The following is a 22,093-nucleotide window of genomic DNA, read 5'->3' on the forward strand; positions in this document are numbered from 1 at the left end:
CCTATCCTTCAGGAGTTTTATTTGCCAACTAACGTTTTATATATGGAACAGAATCAGCGCACGACACCCCCCGAACCGGACCGTGGCTTGCTGGAAGCCCTGGATGGCGGGTTTGCCCAGCGCGTGGCGCAGGTGGATGGCGCGCGCGTGGCCTATCGCTGCGGCGGCGGCTCAGGTCCGGTGGTGGTGCTGCTGCATGGCATCAGTTCCGGCGCGGCGTCGTGGCTGCCTTGCGCCAGCCTGCTGGCCGCGCATGCCCGCGTGATCGCCTGGGACGCGCCGGGCTACGGCGATTCTTCGCCACTGGCACAGGCGCGGCCGCTGGCAGCGGACTATGCGCGGCGGCTCGAAGGCCTGCTGGCGGCGCTCGGCGTGCAGCCGGCGCTGGTGGTCGGGCATTCGCTGGGCGCGCTGATGGCGGCCGCCTATGCCGCCACCACGCGTGCGCTGCCGGCGCGCCTGCTGCTGCTGAGCGTGGCGCAAGGCTACGGCGCGGCCGGCAAGGAGGCGCAGGCCAGCGCGGTGGCAAGCCAGCGCCTGGAGGCGCTGGCGTCGCTGGGCGTCGAAGGGTTGGCCGAGCGCGGCCCGGCGCGGCTGCTCAGCGAAGCGGCCGATGCGGGCGCGCAGGCGTGGGTGCGCTGGAACATGCGGCGGCTGAACCCGGCCGGCTACCGCCAGGCGGTGGCGATGCTGTGCGGCGACGACATCGACGCCTACCTGGCGCGACGCCCTGACCGTCTCCCGACGCAGATCGCCTGCGGCGGCCGCGATGTCGTCACCACGCCGCCCGCCTGCGCCGCGCTGGCCGAACGCTTCGGCCTGCCGTTCGCGCTGATCCCGGATGCAGGGCACGCCTGCTATATCGACCAGGCCGCGGCCACGGCGCGGCTGATCCGTTCGGCCCTGCCGGCCGGCCAGTAATTCCCCGCCCTGCGGCGTCCTGTCGCCGCGTTCCGCCTTGGCGGCGCCTCGCTTGCGCCGCACCGCCGGGCAATCTGCCTGGTCGCGGGTTAACCCCAGTCAATTTTTAGGCCGTCGTTGTCTATAGTCGTACCTGTGTTCAATATCTAAACCAGTGTTTCATTAGTAAAACGTAGCGCGCAGCCAGCAGACCGGCCGAGCACGCACGCGGAACACGGTCCACCAGCTGCAAGACATGGAGCCAAGCGCAATGGAAAGCCTCTCGTACAACCCGAACCTGGTGCCCTGGGAGCGTCCGGCGCCGAACAACGTCGCGGGCAAGGGCCATATCGAGCGACCCGGCAAGGTCGCCAACATCGTCTGGCAGACCCGCGCCGCCGCACCGAGCGCGTATGAGAACGCGCTCGGCGACGCGCTCGAGGCCGCCTTCGAAGGCGGTGCGCAGAACCCGCAGGACATCGTGCGCGCGTTCAACGCCGCCAGCTTCCTCACCGTCGACAGCCAGCCCTGGACCGAAGAGCGCTTCCTGTCGGAAATGCGCCGCCTGGGCGCCTGAGCCCCAGCCGCCCCAGCACAGCGTCTAAGCGAGAACCACATGGAATCGAACAAGCAAGCCCGCGCCGAAGCCCGCCTCAACACCGGCCTGCGCAACTACTGGTACCCGGTCGCCGCCTCGTGGGCGGTGTCCCACGCCCCGATCGGCATCACCCGCCTGAGCCAGAACATCGTGCTGTGGCGCGATGGCGCCGGCCAGGTCCACGCGCTGGAAGACCGCTGCCCGCACCGCGGCGCGCGCCTGTCGATGGGCTGGAACCTGGGCGACCGCGTCGCCTGCTGGTACCACGGCGTGGAAGTCGGCGGCGACGGCCAGGTCAAGAGCGTGCCGGCGGTGGAAAGCTGCCCGCTGGAAGGGCGCACCTGCGTGCGCAGCTACCCGGTGCAGGAAAAGGCCGGCGCGATCTTCCTTTGGTTTGGCGACCAGGCTCCGCAGGGCGAAGGCAGCCCGGACGAGCTGCGCCTGCCGGAAGAGCTGGTCAGCGACGAGCACAGCAACTTCCTGTGCGTGGCGCACTGGGACTGCAACTACCGCTACGCCATCGACAACGTAATGGACCCGATGCACGGCGCCTACCTGCACGCGGTGTCGCACTCGATGGCCTCCGGCGAGAAGTCCGCCGTGATGCAGATCCGCGAGACCGAGCACGGCCTGGTGTTCGAGAAGACTGGCCAGCGCGGCGTCAACTTCGACTGGGTCGAGTTCGGCGAGACCGGCACGCTGTGGCTGCGCCTGGCGATCCCGTACCGCGCCAAGGTCGGCCCCGGCGGCCCGTTCGGCATCGTCGGCATGGCCACGCCGGTGGACGAAGACCACTGCATGGTGTTCTTCTGGCGCACCCGCCACGTGCAGGGCTGGGAACGCGACGTGTGGCGCTTCCTGTATCGCAACCGCCTGGAGCAGCTGCACTGGGACGTGCTGGAGCAGGACCGCGTGGTGCTGGAAATGATGGCGCCGAATGCGCGCGACCACGAGATGCTGTACCAGCACGACGCCGGCATCACCCGCGTGCGCCGTCTGCTCAAGCGCCGTGCCGAGCAGGAAGTCGCCGACGAACCGGTTGCCATGCTCAAGCCCGCCGGAGCCGCCAGCCATGCCTGAGGCCATCAAGAACGACACGCTGCTGGCGGGCCGCAAGGTGCTGGTCACCGGCGCCGCGCGGGGCCTGGGGCTGGCCTTCGCCAGCTCGCTGGCCGAAGCCGGCGCCAGCGTGGCCATGGCCGACATCCTGGCCGAACGCCTGCAGCAAGAAGCCGACGCACTGCGCGCCCGCGGCCTGAAGGTGGTGCCGGTCACGCTGGACCTGTCGGATCCCGCCTCGGTGCAGGCCTGCGCCGAAGCCGCGGTGAAGGCACTGGGCGGCCTCGACGGCCTGGTCAACAACGCCGCCGTGACCGACTCCGGCGGCCGCGACGCCAGCGCCATCGACATTGCCACCTGGGACCGCGTGATGAACGTCAACGTGCGCGGCACCTGGCTGATGACTGCCGCCTGCCTGCCGGCGCTGCGCGCCAGCGGCCGCGGCGCGGTGGTCAACCTGGCGTCGGACACGCCGCTGTGGGGCGCGCCCAACCTGCTCGCCTACGTGGCCAGCAAGAGCGCCATCATCGGCATGACCCGCTCGCTGGCACGTGAACTGGGCAAGGATCAGATCACGGTGAACGCCGTGGCGCCAGGCCTGACGCTGGTCGAAGCCACCGAGTACGTGCCCCAGCACCGGCACGACCTGTACCGCGAGCAACGCGCGATCTCGCGCGAGCAACTGCCCGACGATGTCTGCGGCGCGGTGCTGTTTGCATTGTCCGACCTCGCCCGGTTCGTGACCGGCCAGACGCTGGCGGTCAACGGCGGCTTTGTCATGCATTGATCCGAAATCCACTGAAGAAAACCGAAGGAATCCAAATGAGCGATCTTTCCCAACAGCAAAACATCAAGCGTTCCTGGGACCAGCCGGAAGGCGCCTCGTTCGACCAGTGGATGGAAAGCCGCGTGGCGCGCTTCTCCACGCGCAAGTACGACTGGGACGCGCTGAAGTTCCAGGCCGACTACGACCCCAAGTACCGCCGCGCGCAGATGCGCTACCTGGGCACCGGCGGCACTGGCGTGGCCGCGGACACCAACACCGTGCCATCGGAGCATTTCACCTTCTCGACGATGATCATCCCGGCCGGCCATGAAGGCCCGTCGCATATCCACACCGACGTGGAAGAGGTGTTCTTCATCCTGCGCGGCAAGATCAAGCTGATCCTGGAAAAGGACGGCGAGCGCTTCGAGACCATCCTGACCGACCGCGACCTGGTTTCGGTGCCGCCGGGCGTGTACCGCGAGGAAATCAATATCGGCGAGGAAGACGCGCTGATGTGCGTGATGCTCGGCGCCAAGAAGCCGATCACGCCGACTTACCCGCCCGAGCACCCGCTGACGAAGATCAAGCGCTGATGCGCCATCGGCCCGTCCACACGCACTGACCATGAGCACCAACGCCATCCCGACGACGCCCGCCGCCAACGAGACCCCGGACAAGTACATCGTCCCGGGCCTCGAGCGCGGACTGCGCCTGCTCGGCGAGTTCAGCAGCAAGGACCGCACCATGTCGGCCGCGGAACTGGCGCGCCGACTCAAGGTGCCGCGCTCCACCGTGTTCCGCCTGCTGACCACGCTGGAAATGCTCGGCTTTGTCGAGCGCGCCGATGGCGGGCGGGATTTCCGGCTGGGCATGGCGGTGCTGCGGCTCGGGTTCGAGTACCTGGCGTCGCTGGAGCTGACCGAACTGGGCCGCCCGCTGCTGGAGCGGCTGCGCGACGAGATCGGCTACCCGACCAACCTGGTGGTGCGCGACGGGCGCTCGATCGTCTACGTGGCCAAGGCGGTGTCGCCGCGGCCCTTCGCCAGTTCGGTCAACGTCGGCACGCGGCTGCCCGCGCATGCCACCGTGCTGGGGCGAGTGCTGCTGGAAGACCTGTCGCTGGCGGAGCTGCGCGCGCTGTATCCGGAGGCGCAGCTCGAAGTGTTCTCCGACAGCACGCCGCGCACCGCCGATGCGCTCTTCGCCATCGTCCAGCGCGACCGCGAGCGCGGCTACGTGCTGCAGGAAGGCTTTTTCGAATCGAGCATCTCGACCATCGCGGCGCCCGTGCGTGACCGCACCGGCAAGGTGGTGGCGGCGCTGGGCGCCACCATCCCTGCGGCGCATATCGATCCGGAACAGCTGGACGCGATGGTGGAGAAGGTGAGAAGCACCGCGGGCGAGCTGTCGCGCCTGCTCGACTACCGGCCGTCGCTGCACAGCGCCGGCAAGGTCGTGAATCTGTATCGGGAGTGAGGACAATGTCCATGATTGAACTCGGCGGCAAGGTTGCCGTCGTAACCGGCGGGTCCTCCGGCATCGGGCTGGCGACCGTCGAACTGCTGCTCGAGGCAGGCGCCGCGGTCGCCCTGTGCGGCCGCGACGAAGCGCGCCTGCGCAGCGCCGAAGCGCAGTTGCGCGAGCAATTTCCCGGCTGCCGGCTTTATGCCGCCACTTGCGACGTGCTCAGGCCCGAACAGGTCGCGGCCTTCGCGGCCGACGTGCAGCAGAAGCTGGGCAACGTCGACATGCTGGTCAACAACGCCGGCCAGGGCCGCGTGTCCACCTTCGCCAATACCGAGGACGCGGCCTGGATGGACGAGCTGCAGCTCAAGTTCTTCTCGGTGATCCACCCGACGCGCGCATTCCTGCCGCAGCTGGAGCAGTCCGGGCAGGGCGCCATCGTCTGCGTCAACTCGCTGCTGGCGCAGCAGCCCGAGCCGCACATGGTGGCAACCTCCGCCGCTCGCGCCGGCGTGCTCAATCTGGTGCGCTCGATGGCCACCGAGTTTGCGCCCAAGGGTGTCCGCGTCAACGGCATCCTGATCGGGCTGGTCGAATCGGGCCAGTGGCGTCGCCGCTTCGACGCGCGCCCCGAGGAAGACCGCCACCTGGACTGGGCCGCGTGGACCGCGCGCCTGGCCCGGCAGAAACATATTCCCCTTGGCCGCCTGGGCCTGCCCGTCGAGGCAGCCCGCGCCATCCTGTTCCTTGCCTCGCCGTTGTCTTCGTACACCACGGGCAGCCATATCGATATCTCCGGAGGACACTCCCGTCATGCCTAATCAACACCAGTACGAACAACAGCAGGTCACCGTCGGCTGCGCCATCACGGCGTTTCTCGAGCAGTGCGGCGTCAAGGCCGCCTTCGGCGTGATCTCGATCCACAACATGCCGATCCTCGACGCCATGGGCGAGCGCGGCAAGATCCGCTTCGTGCCGGCGCGCGGCGAAGCGGGCGGCACCAATATGGCCGACGCCTACGCCCGCACCACCGGCGGCCTGGGCGTGTGCCTGACCAGCACCGGCACCGCCGCCGGCAACGCCGCCGGCGCCATGGTCGAAGCGCTGACCGCCGGCACGCCGATGCTGCACATCACCGGCCAGATCGAAACGCCTTACCTGGACCAGAGCCTCGCCTACATCCACGAAGCGCCGGACCAGCTCACCATGCTGAAAGCCGTTTCCAAGGCCGCCTTCCGCATCCGCAGCGCCGACACCGCCATCAGCACCATCAAGCTGGCGGTGCAGACCGCGCTGACGGCGCCGACCGGCCCGGTCAGCGTGGAGATCCCCATCGACATCCAGGCCGCGCTGATCGACCTGCCGGCCGATCTGCAGCCGCTGCCGGTGCCGCAGCACGTGCCGTCCGCGCATGCGCTGGACGCGCTGGCCGAGCGCCTGGCGAAGGCGAAGCGCCCGCTGCTGTGGCTGGGCGGCGGCGCGCGCCATGCCAGCAAGCAGGTGCAGCGCCTGCTGGACCTGGGCTTCGGCGTGGTCACCAGCACCCAGGGTCGCGGCATCGTGCCCGAGGACGACCCGCGCTCGCTGGGCGCATTCAACCTGCACAAGCCGGTCGAGTCTTTCTACCAGAGCTGCGACGCGATGCTGGTGGTGGGCTCGCGCCTGCGCGGCAATGAAACCCTGAAGTACGAGCTGAAGCTGCCGCGCCCGCTGCTGCGCATCGACGCCGACCCCGCCGCCGAAGGCCGCTGCTACATGAGCGACTACTTCGTCAGTGGCGACGCCGCGCTGGCGCTGGATGCGCTGGCGGATCGGCTCGAGAAGCGCATGCAGATCGACCCGGCCTTCGCCGCCGACCTGCGCCGCGCGCACGACACCGCGGTCAACAGCCTGGTCGATGGGCTGGGTCCGTACTCGGCGCTGGTGCAGGCGCTGCAGGACGCGGTCGGCCGCAACTTCAACTGGGTGCGCGACGTGACCGTGTCGAACAGCACCTGGGGCAACCGCCAGCTGCGCATCTTCGACTCCCGCGCCGGCGTGCATGCGCTGGGCGGCGGCATCGGCCAGGGCCTGGCGATGGGCATCGGCGCCGCGATCGGCGCCGCGGCCACGGCTTCGGGCAAGAAGACTTTCACGCTGGCCGGCGACGGCGGCTTCATCCTGAACCTGGGCGAGCTGGCCACGGCGGTGCAGGAGCGCGCCGACATGGTGATCGTCCTGATGAACGACAAGGGCTACGGCGTCATCAAGAACATCCAGGACGCGCAATACGGCGGCCGCCGCCACTATGTGGACCTGCATACGCCGGACTACGCCACGCTGGCGAAGTCGCTGTCGCTGCGCCACGCACGCGTCAGCAACCTGGCCGAGGTCGGTGCCGCGCTCGAGGCGGCCAAGGCCGAATCCGGCCCGTTCCTGCTGGAAATCGACATGCTGTCGATCGGTTCCTTCAAGACCATCTTTGCCGGCCCCCCGGTGAACAAGGACAACGAAGAGCCGGCGCGCGAACAAACCACTGTCACCGCCTGAGGGAGAGCCGCAATGCTGCATGTGTCCATGGTTGGCTGCGGCGCGATCGGCCGCGGCGTGATGGAATTGCTCAAGAGCGATCCGGACGTGGTGTTTGACGTGGTGATCGTGCCGGAGCACACGATGGATGAAGCCCGCGGCGCGGTCTCAGCGCTGGCGCCGCGCGCCCGCGTCGCCACGCACCTGGACGACCAGCGGCCCGACCTGCTGGTCGAGTGCGCCGGCCACCATGCGCTGGAAGAGCACATCGTGCCGGCGCTGGAGCGCGGCATCCCGTGCATGGTGGTGTCGGTGGGCGCGCTGTCCGAACCCGGCATGGCCGAGCGGCTGGAAGCGGCGGCGCGCCGCGGCGGCACGCAGGTGCAGCTGTTGTCGGGCGCGATCGGCGCGATCGATGCGCTGGCCGCGGCGCGTGTCGGCGGGCTGGATGAAGTGATCTACACCGGCCGCAAGCCGGCGCGCGCGTGGACTGGCACCCCGGCCGAGCAGCTCTTCGATCTGGATGCGCTGACCGAAGCCACGGTGATCTTCGAAGGCACGGCGCGCGATGCGGCGCGCCTGTATCCGAAGAACGCCAACGTGGCCGCCACGGTGTCGCTGGCAGGCCTCGGGCTGGACCGCACCTCCGTCAAGCTGCTGGCCGACCCGCATGCGGTGGAGAACGTGCACCACGTGGAAGCGCGCGGGGCGTTCGGCGGGTTTGAACTGACGATGCGGGGCAAGCCGCTCGCGGCGAATCCCAAGACTTCCGCGCTGACGGTGTTCAGCGTGGTGCGCGCACTGGGCAACCGCGCGCACGCGGTATCGATCTAGCCCCGGCAGCCACGCCCCACAGACTTAGCAGGCAACGACAATGAAGACGCAAGAAGTACTCCCCATCTGCATCGCGGGCGAATGGCGCCTGGGGACCGGCGACCGCTACGGCACCCGCTACCCGGCTACCGGCGAAGTGGTGGCCGAACTCAACGCCGCCAGCCTGGCTGACGTGGAAGAGGCCGTGCAGGGCGCCCACCATGCCTTCCTCACCAGCGGCTGGGCCCGGCGCAAGCCGCACGAGCGCGCCGCCGTGCTGTACCGCGTGGCGGAGCTAATCCGCGCCAAGGGTGAGCAGCTGGCCCAGCGCCAGCGCCTCGACAACGGCAAGCCCATCAGCGAAACTCGGGCACTGGTCGCCAGCGCCGCCGGCACCTTCCAGTTCTTTGCCGCCGCCTGCGAAACGCTGGAAGAAACCATCACCCCCCAGCGCGGCGATTGCCTGACCATGAGCGTCTACGAGCCGATGGGCGTGGTCGCGGCGATCACGCCGTGGAATTCGCCGATCGCCAGCGAGGCGCAGAAGATGGCGCCCGCGCTGGCCGCCGGCAATGCCGTGGTGGTCAAGCCCGCCGAAGTCACGCCGCTGATGGCACTGGAACTGGCGCGCATCTGCGAAGAAGCCGGCGTGCCCAAGGGCCTGATCAGCGTGCTGCCGGGCAAGGGCTCGGTGATCGGTGATGCCATCACCAAGCATCCGCTGGTGCGCCGCGTGTCGTTCACCGGCGGCACCACCACCGGCAAGCACATCGCGCATATCGCCGCCGACAAGATGATGCCCGTGTCGCTGGAGCTGGGCGGCAAGTCGCCGACCATGGTGTTCGACGATGCCGACCTCGACCACGCGGTCAATGGCGTGCTGTACGGCATCTTCAGTTCGTCGGGAGAATCGTGCATCGCGGGCTCGCGCCTGTTCGTGGCGCGTTCGCAGTACGAAGCCTTTATCGACCGCCTGGCCGCCGGTGCCGCGCATCTGCGCGTTGGCGATCCCGCCGACGAACGTACCCAGATGGGGCCACTGATCACCGACCGCCACCGCGACAGCATCGAATCGTACGTCGCGACCGGCGTGCATGAAGGCGGCCAGCTGCGCACTGGCGGCGTGCGTCCCGAGGTGGCCGGCCTGCCCAACGGCTACTTCTACACGCCCACCATCATCGAAGGCCTGGATAACAACGCCCGCATCTGCCAGGAAGAGATCTTCGGGCCGGTGCTGGTGGCGATCCCGTTCGACAACGAGGACGACCTGATCGAACAGGCCAACGACAGCGTCTACGCGCTCGCCGCCGGCATCTGGACGCGCGACTACAAGCGCGCCTGGCGCGTGGCCCGTGCCGTGCAGGCGGGCAATGTGTGGATCAACACCTACAAGCAGTTCTCGATCTCGACGCCGTTCGGCGGCTGGCGCGACAGCGGCCTGGGCCGCGAAAAGGGACGGCTGGGCATCCTGCAGTACATGGAGCAGAAAAGCGTGTACTGGGGCCTGAACGAACAACCGCTGCCGTGGGCCAGCCACTGAGCCCGGCACGCAGGAGAGAAGCAATGATCAAGGTATTGGGAATCGACGAGATCGTCTACGGCGCGGATGACTTTGACGCCTGCCGTGGCTTTTTCTCGGACTGGGGCCTGGCCATCAAGCGCGATGACGCGCAGGGCCTGGACTTCGAAACGCTGAACGGCTGCCGCGTGCTGGTGCGCCGCATCGACGATCCGTCGCTGCCGCCCGCGATCGAGGCCGGCCCGACGCTGCGCGAAGTGGTGTGGGGGGTCGAGTCGCAGGCATCGCTCGATCATCTGGCTGACGCGATCGCCGATGCGCCGGGCTTTGTGAGGCAAGGCGAAGGCGGCGCGCTGCGCATCGGCTGCACCGACCCGAATGGCCTGGCCGTGCGTTTCCAGGTTACGCGCAAGCATGACGTGCAGGTCGAATGCGCGCTGATGAATACGTGGAACGACAAGCCGCGCATGAACCAGCGCAGCCCGATCTACGACCACGCCACGCCGATCGAAGTCGGCCACGTAGTGTTCTTCGTGAAGGATGTCAAGGCGACCGAGCAGTTCTACGTCGAGAAGTTCGGCTTCGTGCCGTCCGACCGCTATCCCGACCGCGGCGCGTTCCTGCGCTGCACCGCGGACGGCGGCCACCACGACCTGTTCCTGCTGCAGCTGCCGGAACCGAAGAGCGGCCTGAACCATGTCGCCTTCACCGTGCGCGATATCCATGAAGTGTTCGGCGGCGGCATGCATGTCTCGCGCAAGGGCTGGGACACGCAGCTTGGCCCGGGCCGGCACCCGATCTCTTCGGCCTATTTCTGGTACTTCAAGAATCCGGCCGGCGGCCTGATCGAGTACTACGCCGATGAAGACCAGCTCGACGAGCACTGGGAGCCGCGCGCCTTCGAGCCAGGCCCGACCATGTTCGCCGAATGGGCGATCGAGGGCGGCATCGACGGCAACACCCGCCGCCAGAAGAACGCCGGCGGCCCGGCAGGCAAGTTCCTGACCGAGAAGCGGTAAGAGAGAGAAGCGCAACAGAAGGAAGCAGCAATGAGTGCCCACCAGTCCCTGACCCTGCGCGTCCAGGCCATGCGTTTTGAAGCGCGCGGCGTGGTCAGCATCGAACTGCAAGATCCCGAAGGGAAGACCCTGCCCGAGTACAGCCCGGGCGCCCATATCGACCTGCACCTGGGCAACGGCCTGGTGCGCAGCTACTCGCTGTGCGGCGCGCCGGAAGCGCGCAACCGCTACACCGTGGGCGTGCTGCTGGATCGCGGCAGCCGCGGCGGCTCGCGCTACGTGCACGAGCAGCTGCGCGTGGGTGCCACGCTGACGGTGGGCGCCCCGCGCAACAACTTCGAGCTGCACGAGAGCGCAGCGCACACCGTGCTGGTCGCCGGCGGCATCGGCGTCACGCCGATCGTCTGCATGGCGCGCCGGCTGGCCGAGCTGGGCAAGTCGTTCACGCTGATCTACTGCGCGCGTTCGCGCGCCGAGGCGGCGTTCGTCGAACAGCTGTCGGCCTATGGCGATGCGGTGCGCTTCCACTTCGACGACGAAGCGGGCGCGCCGCCGGACCTGAAGGCAATGCTGGGCGGACAGGATGCGCAGACGCACTTCTATTGCTGCGGCCCGGGCCCGATGCTGAATGCGTTCGAAGCCGCGTGCGAGGCGCATGCCTACCCCAATGTCCATATCGAGCGCTTTGCCGCCGATCCGTCGACCGAGGCGGTGCAGGAAGGCGAATACGTGGTGCAGCTGTCGCGCACCGGCTCGCTGGTCAAGGTGCCGTCGGGCAAGTCGCTGCTCGATGCGCTGCTCGACTCCGGCGTCGAGGTCGAATACAGCTGCCGCGAAGGCGTGTGCGGCTCGTGCGAGACCGCGGTGCTGGAAGGCTGCCCGGATCACCGCGACAGCGTGCTGAGCAACAGCGAGCGCGCCAGCAACAAGACCATGATGGTGTGCGTGTCCGGTTGCAAGGGCAGCAAGCTGGTGCTGGATTTGTAATCCTGCGGTCTGCTCGTTCCGCGAGTGTTTTCTCCCCTCTCCCGCAAGCGGGAGAGGGGAGCCATTCGAAAGACCCAACCCAAAAAATACCCGTGCTAACCCAGAGACAAGACGCAGCGTCCCCCGGCGCACCGGTGGCCGCCACCGCAGGTATCGTGACCACGGCCGACAGTGCCGGCCAGGGCGCCGCAGCCACCGCCCGCAGCGGCCCGGTCACGCGCGGCAATATCGTCGCCCGCATCGAACGCATGCCGGGCAACGCCATGCATGTCCGCGCCCGGCTGCTGATCGGCCTGGCCACCTTCTTCGATGGCTTCGACGTCATCGCCATCGCCGCCACGCTGCCGCTGCTGATCGCGCAGTGGTCGCTGACGCCGGCGCAGATCGGCGTGCTGATCGCGGCGCCGTCGGTCGGCCAGCTGGTCGGTGCGCTGCTGTTCCCGGGGCTGGCCGAGCGCTTCGGCCGCTTGCGCTCGATCGGCTGGAGCGCGGGCATCATCGGCCTGATGAGCATTGCCTGCGGCTTCGCGCCGTCGTTCGAGATCTTCCTGCTGCTGCGCATCGTGCAGGGCCTGGGCCTTGGCGGCGAACTGCCGGTGGCCGCCACCTATATCAACGAAGTCACGCGCGCGCACGGCCGCGGGCGCTTCGTGCTGCTGTACGAGGTGGTGTTCCCGATCGGCCTGATGGTGTCGAACGGCGTCGGTGCCTGGCTGGTGCCGCACTATGGCTGGGAGGTGATGTACTTCATCGGCGGCGTGCCGCTGGTGCTGTTCTTCATCCTGAAGCGCGTGATCCCCGAATCGCCACGCTGGCTGGCCGAGAAGGGCCGCCTGGAAGAAGCCGACGCCGCGCTGCGCGCGTTCGAGGCGCGTGCCAAAGGAGCGCTGCCGCCGCCGCAGAATGCCAGCGCCTACGACCGCATGACCCGGCACCCGCGCCGCCGCGTGCGTGACCTGGTCAGCAAGGCCTACGTTGGGCGCACCATGGCGGTGTGGATGCTGTGGGCCACCTGCGGCTTTATCCAGTACGGGTTGTCGACGTGGCTGCCCACGGTCTACAAGACCGTCTACCACGCGCCGCTGCAGCTGGCGCTGAACCTGGCCGCGGCGGCATCGGTGCTGGGCGTGGTGGGGTCGCTGGTCTGCGCCATGATCGTCGACAAGGTCGGGCGCAAGCCCGTGATCAATGTGTCGTTCCTGCTGTGCGCGCTGTCGCTGGTGCTGGCGGGCGTGTTCCACGCCGCCAGCGTGTACGTGGTCGCGACCTTGTGCGCGCTGGCGCTGGGCTTTCTCGCCAGCGGCTTTATCACTGCCTACGTCTATACGCCGGAGCTGTACCCGACCAGCGTGCGGGCCATGGGCTGCGGCCTCGGCGGGGCCTGGCTGAAGCTGGCGGCGATCTTCGCGCCGGGGCTGATCGCCAGCACCATCGGCAGCGGCGACCTGAGCTTTGCCTTCTTCGCGCTGTCGGTGGTGCCGGCGTTGGCGGCCGTCACCGTGCATTGCCTGGGCATCGAGACCAAGGGACGGGTGCTGGAGGAGCTGGAGGTCTGATCGGTCAACGTGCCCGTGCACGTTCCTCAGCCGCGCACGGGCAGCGACCTCTCTGGCACCTCGATCAACGCATCGACCACCACCACGCCCTGCGGGCTTGCCATCACCGGGTTGAGATCGACCGAGCGGATCGCGCCGCCGGCGGCATGGACCAGGTCGCCCACCTGGACCGCCAGCCGGCACAGCGCGCCGATGTCGACCGCGGGTTCGTCGCGCACCCCGTGCAGCAGCGGCGCGATACGCAGCCGCTCCAGCGCCCGCGCCACGTCGGCCTCCCGGCACGGCGCCAGCAGCACCGCGGTGTCGCGCAGCGCTTCCACATACTTGCCGCCATCGCCGGCCACCAGCACCGCGCCGAGCACCGGATCCCAGTGTGCGCCGATCATGCATTCGCGCTGGCCGCGCGCCATGCGCGCCACCACGATGCCCTCGCAAGTGGCGCCCATGGCGCTGAGGGTGCGGGTCTGCAAGGTGAAGGCGCTGGCGACGGCCTGGGGGTCGTTGCAGTGCAGGGCAACCAGCCCATGCTCGCTCTTGTGCGGAACCTGCGGCGAGCTGGCCTTGACCGCGACCGGCGCGCCGATGCGCCGCCATGCGGCCACCGCCGCATCGACATCCTGGCACAGGTAGTGTTCGACCACCGGCATGCCGGCGGCGGCAAGGCGGGCCAGGCTGGCGGCCTCGCTGAGCGTCACGCTCGCGGAGTTATCTGCCGGCGAGGCAGGGGCCGCGGGCAGCGGCGGCTCGCCTTCCTGCGCGATCTGCCGCAGGCGCTGCCGGTGCGACACCAGCTGCCCCAGCGCCGCCAGCGCTTCGGCGGCACTGGCGAAGGTGGGCACGCCGGCCTGGCGAAAGGCCTCGGCCACCGGTGCCTGCCACACCGCGACCGCGATCGGTTTGCCCGCGGTGTCGGCAAACGCGGCGGCGTCGCGGGCAAAGCGCGGTACGTCATAGCCCATGCCGGACACGGGGATGTCGAGCAGGAACAGGTCCGCGGCCGGATCGCGTGCCACCACCGGCAGGACCTCGCCGAACAGCGCGCTGTTGGTCAGCAGCGCGGCGGTGACGTCGACCGGGTTGGCGGTGGCGGCGAAGCCGGGCAGGCGCTGCGCCAGCGCGGCCTGCGTGTGTCCGGATAGCGGCGCCAGCGTCAGCCCGCACGAGGGTGCGGCATCGGCTGCCATCACGCAGCTCGCGCCGGAATTGCTGACCACCACCAGCCGCCTGCCCTCGGGTTGCCAGCCGCGCAGGTACATCGGCGCGCAGCGGGCCAAGGCGTGCGCATCATCGACGCGCCAGATGCCATGGCGCTGCAGGAAGGCATCGACCGCGCGGTCCTCGTTGGCGATGGCGCCGGTATGCGACGCGGCGGCGCGCTGTCCGGCCTGCGAGCGCCCGGCCTTGACCGCCACCACCGGCACGTTGCGCGCCCGCGCCACGCGCGCCGCTGCGGCCAGCACCTCGGGGTCGGACAGGCTTTCCAGGTACAGCAGCACCAGCCGCACGCCGGGATCGTGCGCCACGGCCAGCGCCAGCTCGCTGACGGTGATGTCGGCCTGGTTGCCGGTGGCATGCATGTGGCGCACGCCGATGCCCTGGCCGCGCAGCAGCCCGTAGACCATTGCCGCCACGCCGCCGCTCTGGCTGACCACGGCGACCGGCCCGTCCTGCGGCGGCACCTCGATGAACATGGTCGAGAAGCTGGCGATGGCGCCGCTGCCGAAGTTGGCCAGCCCCTGGCTGTTGGGGCCAACCAGCCGCAGGCCGCTGGCGCGCGCGGCGCGCGTCATCTCGTCCTGCTGATGCCGGCCTTCGGCACCTGCCTCGCCGAAGCCCGACGCGATCACGATGGCCGCCGCCACGCCCAGCCGCGCGCAGTCGCGCACGGCCTGCACGGCGGCGTCGCCGGCGACGATGACGATGGCCAGCTCGGGGACTTCCGGCAGCGCATCGAGCGAGGCAAAGGCGCGCAGGCCCTGGATGGTGTCGCGCTGCGGATTGATGGGGTAGAGAGTGCCGGCGTAGCCGTGCGTCTGCATGTAATGGATGGGCCGGCCGCCGATCTTGTGGATGTTGTCGGAGGCGCCGATCACGGCGATGGAGCGGGGGGCGAGCAGGGGCTGGAGAGGCGTCGTCATGTTGGGAGGCGTGAGTGTTGCGTCGGGGTTAGTCAACGGTGGCGCCGGAGGCCTTGATGACCCGCGCCCATTTGTCGATTTCCCGGTCGAGGAACGTCGCGGTCGCCGCCGGCGCGGTCCATTCCGCGGCAAAGCCCTGCGTGGCAAAGCGCGCGCGCACGTCCGCATCGTCGAGCACGGATTTCAGCGCCGTGCCCAGCGTATCCAGCACGGCGGGCGGCGTGCCGGCGGGGGCCAGCAGCGCGTTCCAGGCGGTGGCCTCGTAGCCGGGCAGGCCTGACTGGGCGATGGTTGGCGTGTCGGGCGCGGCCGGCGAGCGTGCCGCGCCCGTGACGGCCAGCGCCCTGAGCTTGCCGTCGCGCACGAATGGCATCGCCGACAGCATGGTGTCGAACATCACCGTGGCCTGGCCGCCCATGACGTCGGTGAGGGCGGGCGCGCTGCCTTTGTACGGCACGTGCGTCATGCGCACGCCGGCCATGCTGTTGAACAGCTCCGCGGCCAGATGAGTGGACTGGCCGTTGCCGGAACTGGCAAAGGTGACTTGCCCCGGCCTGGCCCGGGCGAGTGCGATCAGCTCCGCGACATTGACGGCGGGCGTGGCGGGCGCCGTCACCAGCACCAGCGGGCCACGTGTGAGCAGGCTCACCGGGGCGAAGTCCTTGCGCGTGTCGTAGCCGGGCTTGCGGAACAGCGTCATGTTGATCGCATGCGCGGTGGTGGCGACCAGCAGCGTGTAGCCGTCGGGCGCGGCGCGGGCCACCGCCTCGGCGCCGATATTGCCGCCGGCGCCCGGGCGGTTCTCCACCACCAGCGGCTGGCCGAGCCGGTCCGAGAGCTTCTGGCCGACCACGCGCGCGACGATGTCGGTGGGGCCGCCGGGCGGGTAAGGCACCACCAGCCGGATCGGCCTGACGGGGAAGGATTGCGCCAGCACGGGCGGCATGGCCGCCGCGGACAGGGCGAGGCAGGAAAACAGGGCGAGCGCGTGCCGCCGGGATGGATTCGGTGCCAAGGGAGTTCTCCGGTTGTGAATGCCGGCTGGAGCGAAGGCGTGGTGCCGGCAGGGAATGGTGGCTGGCGCCTATAGGCAGCAACGCGCCAGTTGCCCGCCAGCTACTCGCGCAGGAAACGCAGCAGCGTTCCTTCGCCGAAGCGCACGAAGCCGGCACGCACGCGCTCGCCGATCGCCACGCCGGGCTCGGCATGACCCATCACGCGCGGACCTTCGTCCAGCGTGGCCAGCACCAGCGTGTAGGGCGCCAGGGCGCGGAAGGCGTCGGTCGGGGCGCGGCTGATCTCGGTGACGGCATAGACCGTGGCCAGGCCGCCGGCATCGCGCCAGTGCAATTGCCGGCTGCCGCAGGCGTGGCAGGCGTGGCGCGCCAGCGCTTGGGAGGCTCCGCAGTCGTTGCAGCACTGGTACCGCACCACGCCGGCATCGAGTCCGTCGGTATAGGGATGGGGGGTGGGATTGCTCATGGCGCGGCCTCCAGCACCAGGCTGACATGCGACGACAGCACCCCGCCGTCGGCATGAAACAGCGCCCGGCGGCGCTTGCCGAGCTGCCGTTCGCCGGCACGGCCCGCAAGCTGGCGCGCGGCCTCGGCGAGATGCATCAGGCCGCCCGCCACGCCGGAATGGCCAAAGGCCAGCAGCCCGCCATGCGGATTGAGCGGCAGCGCGCCGTCGCGGCCGAAATCGCCCGCACCCAAGCGCGCCTGCGCCTGCCCGCGCGGCGCCAGCCCCAATTCTTCCAGCAGCATGACCAGGGTGATGGTGAACGAATCGTAGATCGCCAGGCAGTCGATGCTGTCCACGTCGCCGCCGGCCTCGGCAAAGGCGCGCCGCGCGGCGTCGGCGGCGCCGGTCTGCATCACGTCGTCGAGTGCGCCGAGGTGCTGGTGCCGGTGAGCCTGGCCGGCGCCGGCGATGCGCACCGGCGTGCCCGCGCCAGGAACGGCGGAGACGATCACCGCGACCGCGCCGTCGGAAATCGGGCAGCAGTCGGACAGCCGCAGCGGCGTGGCGATCGGGCGCGCGGCGCGGGCCTGCGCGAGCGACAGCGGCTCGCGCAGGTGTGCATCCGGATGGCCGGCGGCGTGCTCGCGCATCAGCACCGCGAAGCCGGACAGCGCATCGGCGTCCATGCCAGTCTGGTGCAGGTAGCGCGACGCCAGCAGCGCGTAGTAGGCCGGCACCGAGGCGCCGTTGGGCACTTCGGCATGCGGCTCCCCCACCTGCGCCAGCGTCTGGATGGACTGGTCGCGGCTCTGGCCGCTCAGGCGGTTCTCGCCCGCCACCACCAGCACATGGCGGCAGCGGCCGACGCGCACCAGTTCGTGCGCCAGCATCGCCATCACCCCGCCGGTGGCGCCGCCCGCGGCCACGCCGTGGGCGTAGGCGGGCCTGAGCGACGCGTATTCGCAGAAGCGGTCGGCCAGCATCAGGTGCGGCAGCGTGGTGGCGTAGCCGCACAGCACGCCGTCGACATCGGCCCGCGCCAGTCCGGCATCGGCGAGCGCCGCGTCGGCGGCCTGCGCCATCAGCGTCAGCGGCGTGCTGCCGTCGATGCGGCCAAAGCGCGTGTTGCCGGTGCCGCGTACATAGGTGGCGTTCATGTCAGTGCCGCAGCAGCGGGCATTTCGACTTCGCTGCCGGCATGAAGGCCTGCTCGCCGGGCACCGTCGCCACCACCTTGTAGTAGTCCCACGGGTACTTCGATTCGGCCGGCGTCTTGACTTCGAACAGGTACATGTCGTGGATCATGCGGCCGTCCTCGCGGATGCGGCCGTTCTTCGCGAAGAAGTCGTTGATGGGCATCGACTTCATCTTCTTCATCACCGCGGCGGTTTCGTCGGTGCCTGCCGCCTGCACCGCCTTCAGGTAGTGCATCACCGACGAATACGCGCCGGCCTGGCTCATGTTCGGCATCTTCTTCAGCTTCTCGAAATAGCGCCGCGACCACGCGCGGGTGGCGCCGTTCATGTCCCAGTAGAAGCCTTCGGTGAGCAAGAGGCCGGCGGCGGTCTTCAGCCCGATGGCGTGGATGTCGTTGACGTACAGCAGCAGGCCCGCCATGCGCTGCGCGTTGTTGCGCGTGAGGCCGAACTCGGATGCCGCCTTGATCGCGTTGATGGTGTCGCCGCCGGCGTTGGCCAGCCCGACGATCTGCGCCTTGCTGGCCTGCGCCTGCAGCAGGTACGAGGCAAAGTCGCTGGCGCCGATCGGGTGGCGCGCGGCGCCCACCACCTTGCCGCCGGTCTCGCTGATGACCGCGGTGGCGGATTCCTGCAGTGTGTGCCCGAAGGCGTAGTCGGCGGTCAGGAAGAACCAGCTCTTGCCGCCGCGCTCCACCGTGGCGCGCGCGGTGGTGTTGGCGAGCGCGTAGGTGTCGTAGGCGTAGTGCACCGATACCGGGGTGCACAGGTCGTTGGTGATGCGCTCGGTGCCCGGCCCCGAGAACACCACGATGCGGTTCTTCTGCTTCGCCACCTCCAGCACCGCCAGCGCCGGCGCCGACGCGGCTACGTCGAGGATGGCGTCGACATTGCCGGTGTCGTACCACTCGCGCGCCTTGTTGGCGGCGATATCGGCCTTGTTCTGGTGATCGACCACCACCAGCTCGATCTTCTTGCCGAGCACCTTGCCGCCGAAATCGTCGATGGCCATCTGCGCCGCGGTGGCGCTGCCGCGGCCGGTGACGTCGGCGTACAGGCCGCTCATGTCGAGCAGCATGCCGAGCTTGACCACATCGTCGGAAAGCGCGGCCCTGGGCTGGGCCTGGGCGGCGCCGCAGGCCAGCGCCGCGGCAAGCGCGAGGACGCCGGCAGTCCGGCGTCGGATCGAATGGCAAAGCGTCATGGTGTCTCCTCCGGTCTGTGGTGGTGTCTGGCTCCGGCCGGGCCGGGGCGGTCGGCGTCGCCGGCAGCCTTGCGCCGGTGTGGCAGGCGTGGGCGGGGCGCGGGCCGCCCGGTATCGGGGTGTGGCCCGGCGTGCCGGCGCCAGGTCTGGCAGATGGCGTCGGCCTCGCGTTTCAATGCGCGGGCCATGGCGGGCTCGCGACTGGTGATACGGTCATTGAGCGCGGCGATGCTGAGGGCGCCCAGCGGATAGCCGTCGGGGCCGGGCAGGGCGATGGCGATGCCGCCCATGCGCTCGATCACCACGTCGAGCAGGACCGCGTAGCCGCGCTCGCGCGTCGCATGCACGTGCTCCAGCAGCATCGGCCGGCTGAAGCGGGGATAGCGGCGCAGCGCCGGTGCGATCCCGTCCAGCGTCGCGTCGACCTCGGCATCGGGCAGCGCGGCCAGCAGCGCCAGGCTGCCGGCGCCGACGCCCAGCGGGCGGCGGCTGCCGATATCCAGGTAATTGGCGCGGATGGGAAAGGTGCCCAGGCGCAGCTCGATGCAAATGGATTCGCAGCCGCTCGGCACCGACAGGATGGCGCTGTCCTCGAAGGCGTTGGCCAGCCGGATCAGCGCCGGGCGCACCAGCGGGCGCAGGTCCGTGCGCTGCAGGGCGGCGGCATGCAATGCCAGCCATTCGCGCCCCGGCGCAAACGCCTTGGTCGCCGGATCGCGCTGCACCATCCCCTCGGCCGCCAGGGTGTCGAGGAGCCGCAGCGCCGAAGCCTTGTCGACACCCGCTGCCAGGGCCAGGTCGGTCAGGCGGCTGTTGCGGGCATCGGTCAGCGCGCGCAGCAGGCGGCAGGCCTTCTGCAGCGAGGTGCTCGGGATGGTCACGCCCTTTGTCTCCATTGTCCGGTTTTCGTTAAGTGAAACCGGTAGCAGACGTTATAGGCTATCTGGCTGGTGCCGTCATGCCCGGGCGTGGAGAAGTTTTGCCGGATGAAACCCGGCGGGTATCCGGCGGATGCCGCGACGGCGCCGGCGGTGGCCTTATGCCTGGGCGCGCAACAACTTGCGCAGTCCCTGGTACACCGCCTCGCGTTCCTGCGGCGACAGCTGCCGGATCACCTCGGCCTGGCCGCGCCGCGCCAGCGGCATCACCTGATCGTGCAGCGCGGTGCCGGCCTCGGTGATGGCGCACAACAGCTTCTTGCGCGGAGTATTGCCCGCGGAAGTCAGCCGCACCAGCCCGCGGTCCTCCAGCAGCCGCAGGGTGCGGCTGACCAGCGCCTTGTCCGAGGTCGACTGCGTCACCAGCTCGGCAAACGGCAGCGTGCGCGCATGGGCCAGCAACGCCAGGATGCGCCATTCGGGCACGGTCAGGCCGAACTGCTCCGCGTAGGGCTTGGTGACCGTGCTGCGCAGCGCGGTGACCAGCTGGCTCAGCATCGTGGTCAGGAAGTTGTCGACGGTCAGGCCGCTGCCGGCCTCGTCGAGGTCCGTCCACGGGCTGGCGTTGGCGGCGGGAGCAGGGGCGGGCGCGGGCTTGCCATGCGCGGGCGCGGCATCACGGGACATGCGTTCCTCTTGGTCTGGTCTGCCGGCCAGGATGCGTGGCCGGTGGGCGGGGCAGATTGTCTCACAGGCGCTTGCCATTGCCGCCACCGTGGGGCGATCCGGATGATCGCGAATAAATCCGCAAAAAACACAACCCGTCAATTGGTGGTTAACGTAAGTTGAGTTGTCAACTTACAGTGCCTACGATGGTGGTGTTCCTTTGTTGAACTGGCGTTTCATTAATAAAACAACCGAAGAGAGTTGTACCCAAGCCACCCCTGTTTTCGCGATGTGCACAGCCACTGACTCCAGCGTCGCGAATGCGCCCCCACAGGAGCTGTAGATGAGACAACAACGTTCCCGACGCGCCGCTGCCGGCGTGGCCATGGCTGCCATGGCCGTGCTTGCGCTGAACGCGGGCAGCGCGCTGGCCGCCACCACGTATCCGGCCAGGACCGTGACCATGGTGGTGGCCTACCCGCCAGGCGGCGATACCGACGCCATGGCCCGGCTCTACGCCGACAAGCTGTCGGCCCGCCTGAAGCAGCCGGTCATCGTCGAAAACCGTCCCGGCGCCGGCGGCGTGGTAGGTGCCGCGTTTGTCAGCCGTGCGCCGGCGGACGGCTACACGCTGCTGTACACGCCGAATCCGTTCACGCTGGCGCCGATGGTGCTGAAGCTGGCGCCGTCGGCCAGCTATGACCCGCTGCATGGCTTTACGCCGGTGATCCAGACCGCCGTGCAGGCGGTGCTGCTGGTGGCCAACCCGCAGGCGGGCGTAAAGACCGTGGGCGAGATGGTGGCCGCGGCCAGGGGCGGCAAGGCGCTGACCTATGGCAGCCCGGGAGCGGGGTCGCCGATGCATATCGCCGGCGAGATGCTGAACCGCGCCGCCGGCGTGAAGATCCAGCACGTCCCCTACAAGGGCGTGGCCCCCGCGGTCAACGACGTGGTGGCGGGGCACGTGCCGTTTGCCTACGTCACGCTGGGCCCGGTGGCGCAATACATCAACACCGGCCGGCTGATTCCGCTGGCGATCACCGATGCCCGCCGCTCGCCGCTGCTGCCCAACGTGCCGACGCTGGCCGAGCTGGGCTACAAGGACGTGGTGGTCGGAGCGTGGCACGGTGTCATGGCGCCGAAGGGCACGCCGCCCGAGGTAGTCAGGACACTTAACCAGCAGCTCAACGAGGTGCTGCGCCTGCCCGAGGTGGCCGACAAGATGGCCACCTTCGGCGCCACCCCCGTCGGCGGCGCGCCGGCCGCGCTGGAGAAGGTCAACGCGGCCGACTACGAGCGCCTGGGCAAGGTGATCCGCGAGCTGGCGATCACCGCGGAATGACCGGCGCCAGCGCATC

General features: G+C 69.3%; 21 protein-coding genes. 14 read left to right on the forward strand and 7 right to left on the reverse strand.

Translation table 11 applies throughout. The annotated features are described in order from the left end of the window. Positions 1-42 precede the first annotated feature (42 nt). From MKD50_RS15855 to MKD50_RS15915, 13 genes are all read left to right on the forward strand, one after another. Complete coding sequence (locus tag MKD50_RS15855) at positions 43-921, forward strand: alpha/beta fold hydrolase (protein WP_252667644.1); 879 nt, start codon at positions 43-45, stop codon at positions 919-921. 250 nt (positions 922-1,171) lie between these two features. Continuing rightward, positions 1,172-1,477 (forward strand): recombinase-like helix-turn-helix domain-containing protein, encoded by a 306-nt coding sequence (locus tag MKD50_RS15860; protein ID WP_252667646.1) that lies wholly within the window; start codon positions 1,172-1,174, stop codon positions 1,475-1,477. Between the two features lie 39 nt (positions 1,478-1,516). Then, positions 1,517-2,578, forward strand: coding sequence for an aromatic ring-hydroxylating dioxygenase subunit alpha (locus tag MKD50_RS15865; RefSeq protein ID WP_115712606.1), 1,062 nt, complete (start codon positions 1,517-1,519; stop codon positions 2,576-2,578). Beyond that, positions 2,571-3,344 carry an SDR family oxidoreductase gene (locus MKD50_RS15870; RefSeq protein ID WP_252667648.1) on the forward strand — a complete coding sequence of 258 codons (774 nt, stop codon included), beginning with the start codon at positions 2,571-2,573 and terminating at the stop codon, positions 3,342-3,344. Before MKD50_RS15865 ends, MKD50_RS15870 begins: the two co-directional genes overlap by 8 nt. A gap of 35 nt (positions 3,345-3,379) precedes the next feature. Then, positions 3,380-3,916, forward strand: coding sequence for a cupin domain-containing protein (locus tag MKD50_RS15875; RefSeq protein ID WP_252667650.1), 537 nt, complete (start codon positions 3,380-3,382; stop codon positions 3,914-3,916). 31 nt (positions 3,917-3,947) lie between these two features. Beyond that, on the forward strand, positions 3,948-4,799 hold the full coding sequence (locus MKD50_RS15880; RefSeq protein ID WP_115699881.1) for an IclR family transcriptional regulator: 852 nt from the start codon (positions 3,948-3,950) through the stop codon (positions 4,797-4,799). Positions 4,800-4,804: 5 nt separating this feature from the next. Next, positions 4,805-5,608, forward strand: a complete 804-nt coding sequence (locus tag MKD50_RS15885; protein WP_240071769.1) for an SDR family oxidoreductase — start codon at positions 4,805-4,807, stop codon at positions 5,606-5,608. Further along, complete coding sequence (locus MKD50_RS15890) at positions 5,601-7,316, forward strand: thiamine pyrophosphate-binding protein (protein WP_240071770.1); 1,716 nt, start codon at positions 5,601-5,603, stop codon at positions 7,314-7,316. Before MKD50_RS15885 ends, MKD50_RS15890 begins: the two co-directional genes overlap by 8 nt. 12 nt (positions 7,317-7,328) lie before the next feature. Beyond that, the gene (locus MKD50_RS15895; protein WP_115699884.1) at positions 7,329-8,129 is read left to right on the forward strand and encodes an aspartate dehydrogenase; all 801 of its coding nucleotides are present in this window, start codon (positions 7,329-7,331) and stop codon (positions 8,127-8,129) included. A 40-nt stretch (positions 8,130-8,169) separates the two neighbouring features. After that, the gene (locus tag MKD50_RS15900; RefSeq protein ID WP_115699885.1) at positions 8,170-9,648 is read left to right on the forward strand and encodes an aldehyde dehydrogenase; all 1,479 of its coding nucleotides are present in this window, start codon (positions 8,170-8,172) and stop codon (positions 9,646-9,648) included. Positions 9,649-9,671: 23 nt separating this feature from the next. After that, positions 9,672-10,646 carry a VOC family protein gene (locus MKD50_RS15905; protein WP_252667652.1) on the forward strand — a complete coding sequence of 325 codons (975 nt, stop codon included), beginning with the start codon at positions 9,672-9,674 and terminating at the stop codon, positions 10,644-10,646. 30 nt (positions 10,647-10,676) lie between these two features. Further along, entirely contained in the window at positions 10,677-11,633 is a 957-nt protein-coding gene (locus MKD50_RS15910; protein ID WP_252667654.1) for a PDR/VanB family oxidoreductase, read from the forward strand. Positions 11,634-11,767: 134 nt separating this feature from the next. Then, positions 11,768-13,189 carry an MFS transporter gene (locus MKD50_RS15915; RefSeq protein ID WP_252667656.1) on the forward strand — a complete coding sequence of 474 codons (1,422 nt, stop codon included), beginning with the start codon at positions 11,768-11,770 and terminating at the stop codon, positions 13,187-13,189. 26 nt (positions 13,190-13,215) lie between these two features. Here MKD50_RS15915 and MKD50_RS15920 read toward each other — a convergent pair whose 3' ends face one another. The 7 genes from MKD50_RS15920 to MKD50_RS15950 all read right to left on the reverse strand — a co-directional run bounded on the left by MKD50_RS15920 (position 13,216) and on the right by MKD50_RS15950 (position 20,756). Then, a complete protein-coding gene (locus MKD50_RS15920; RefSeq protein ID WP_252667658.1) occupies positions 13,216-15,327 on the reverse strand; it encodes an acetate--CoA ligase family protein in 2,112 nt (703 codons plus the stop codon). A gap of 28 nt (positions 15,328-15,355) precedes the next feature. Then, positions 15,356-16,342 carry a tripartite tricarboxylate transporter substrate binding protein gene (locus tag MKD50_RS15925; protein ID WP_240071774.1) on the reverse strand — a complete coding sequence of 329 codons (987 nt, stop codon included), beginning with the start codon at positions 16,340-16,342 and terminating at the stop codon, positions 15,356-15,358. Positions 16,343-16,443: 101 nt separating this feature from the next. Continuing rightward, positions 16,444-16,809, reverse strand: a complete 366-nt coding sequence (locus MKD50_RS15930) for a Zn-ribbon domain-containing OB-fold protein (protein ID WP_252667660.1) — start codon at positions 16,807-16,809, stop codon at positions 16,444-16,446. After that, on the reverse strand, positions 16,806-17,948 hold the full coding sequence (locus MKD50_RS15935; protein ID WP_252667661.1) for a thiolase family protein: 1,143 nt from the start codon (positions 17,946-17,948) through the stop codon (positions 16,806-16,808). The genes MKD50_RS15930 and MKD50_RS15935 overlap by 4 nt, the downstream gene beginning before the upstream one ends. A 1-nt stretch (position 17,949) precedes the next feature. Then, positions 17,950-19,191 (reverse strand): ABC transporter substrate-binding protein, encoded by a 1,242-nt coding sequence (locus MKD50_RS15940; RefSeq protein ID WP_115699892.1) that lies wholly within the window; start codon positions 19,189-19,191, stop codon positions 17,950-17,952. Further along, positions 19,188-20,072 (reverse strand): IclR family transcriptional regulator, encoded by an 885-nt coding sequence (locus MKD50_RS15945; RefSeq protein ID WP_115702436.1) that lies wholly within the window; start codon positions 20,070-20,072, stop codon positions 19,188-19,190. Before MKD50_RS15945 ends, MKD50_RS15940 begins: the two co-directional genes overlap by 4 nt. Before the next feature lie 156 nt (positions 20,073-20,228). Next, positions 20,229-20,756 carry a MarR family winged helix-turn-helix transcriptional regulator gene (locus MKD50_RS15950; protein WP_115699893.1) on the reverse strand — a complete coding sequence of 176 codons (528 nt, stop codon included), beginning with the start codon at positions 20,754-20,756 and terminating at the stop codon, positions 20,229-20,231. Positions 20,757-21,078: 322 nt separating this feature from the next. Between MKD50_RS15950 and MKD50_RS15955 the strand changes: the two genes are divergently transcribed. Beyond that, positions 21,079-22,077 (forward strand): Bug family tripartite tricarboxylate transporter substrate binding protein, encoded by a 999-nt coding sequence (locus MKD50_RS15955; protein WP_371925354.1) that lies wholly within the window; start codon positions 21,079-21,081, stop codon positions 22,075-22,077. The last annotated feature ends 16 nt before the right edge of the window (positions 22,078-22,093 follow it).

Source organism: Cupriavidus mimosae (assembly GCF_023952485.1).
In the GTDB taxonomy this organism is placed as follows: domain Bacteria; phylum Pseudomonadota; class Gammaproteobacteria; order Burkholderiales; family Burkholderiaceae; genus Cupriavidus; species Cupriavidus taiwanensis_C.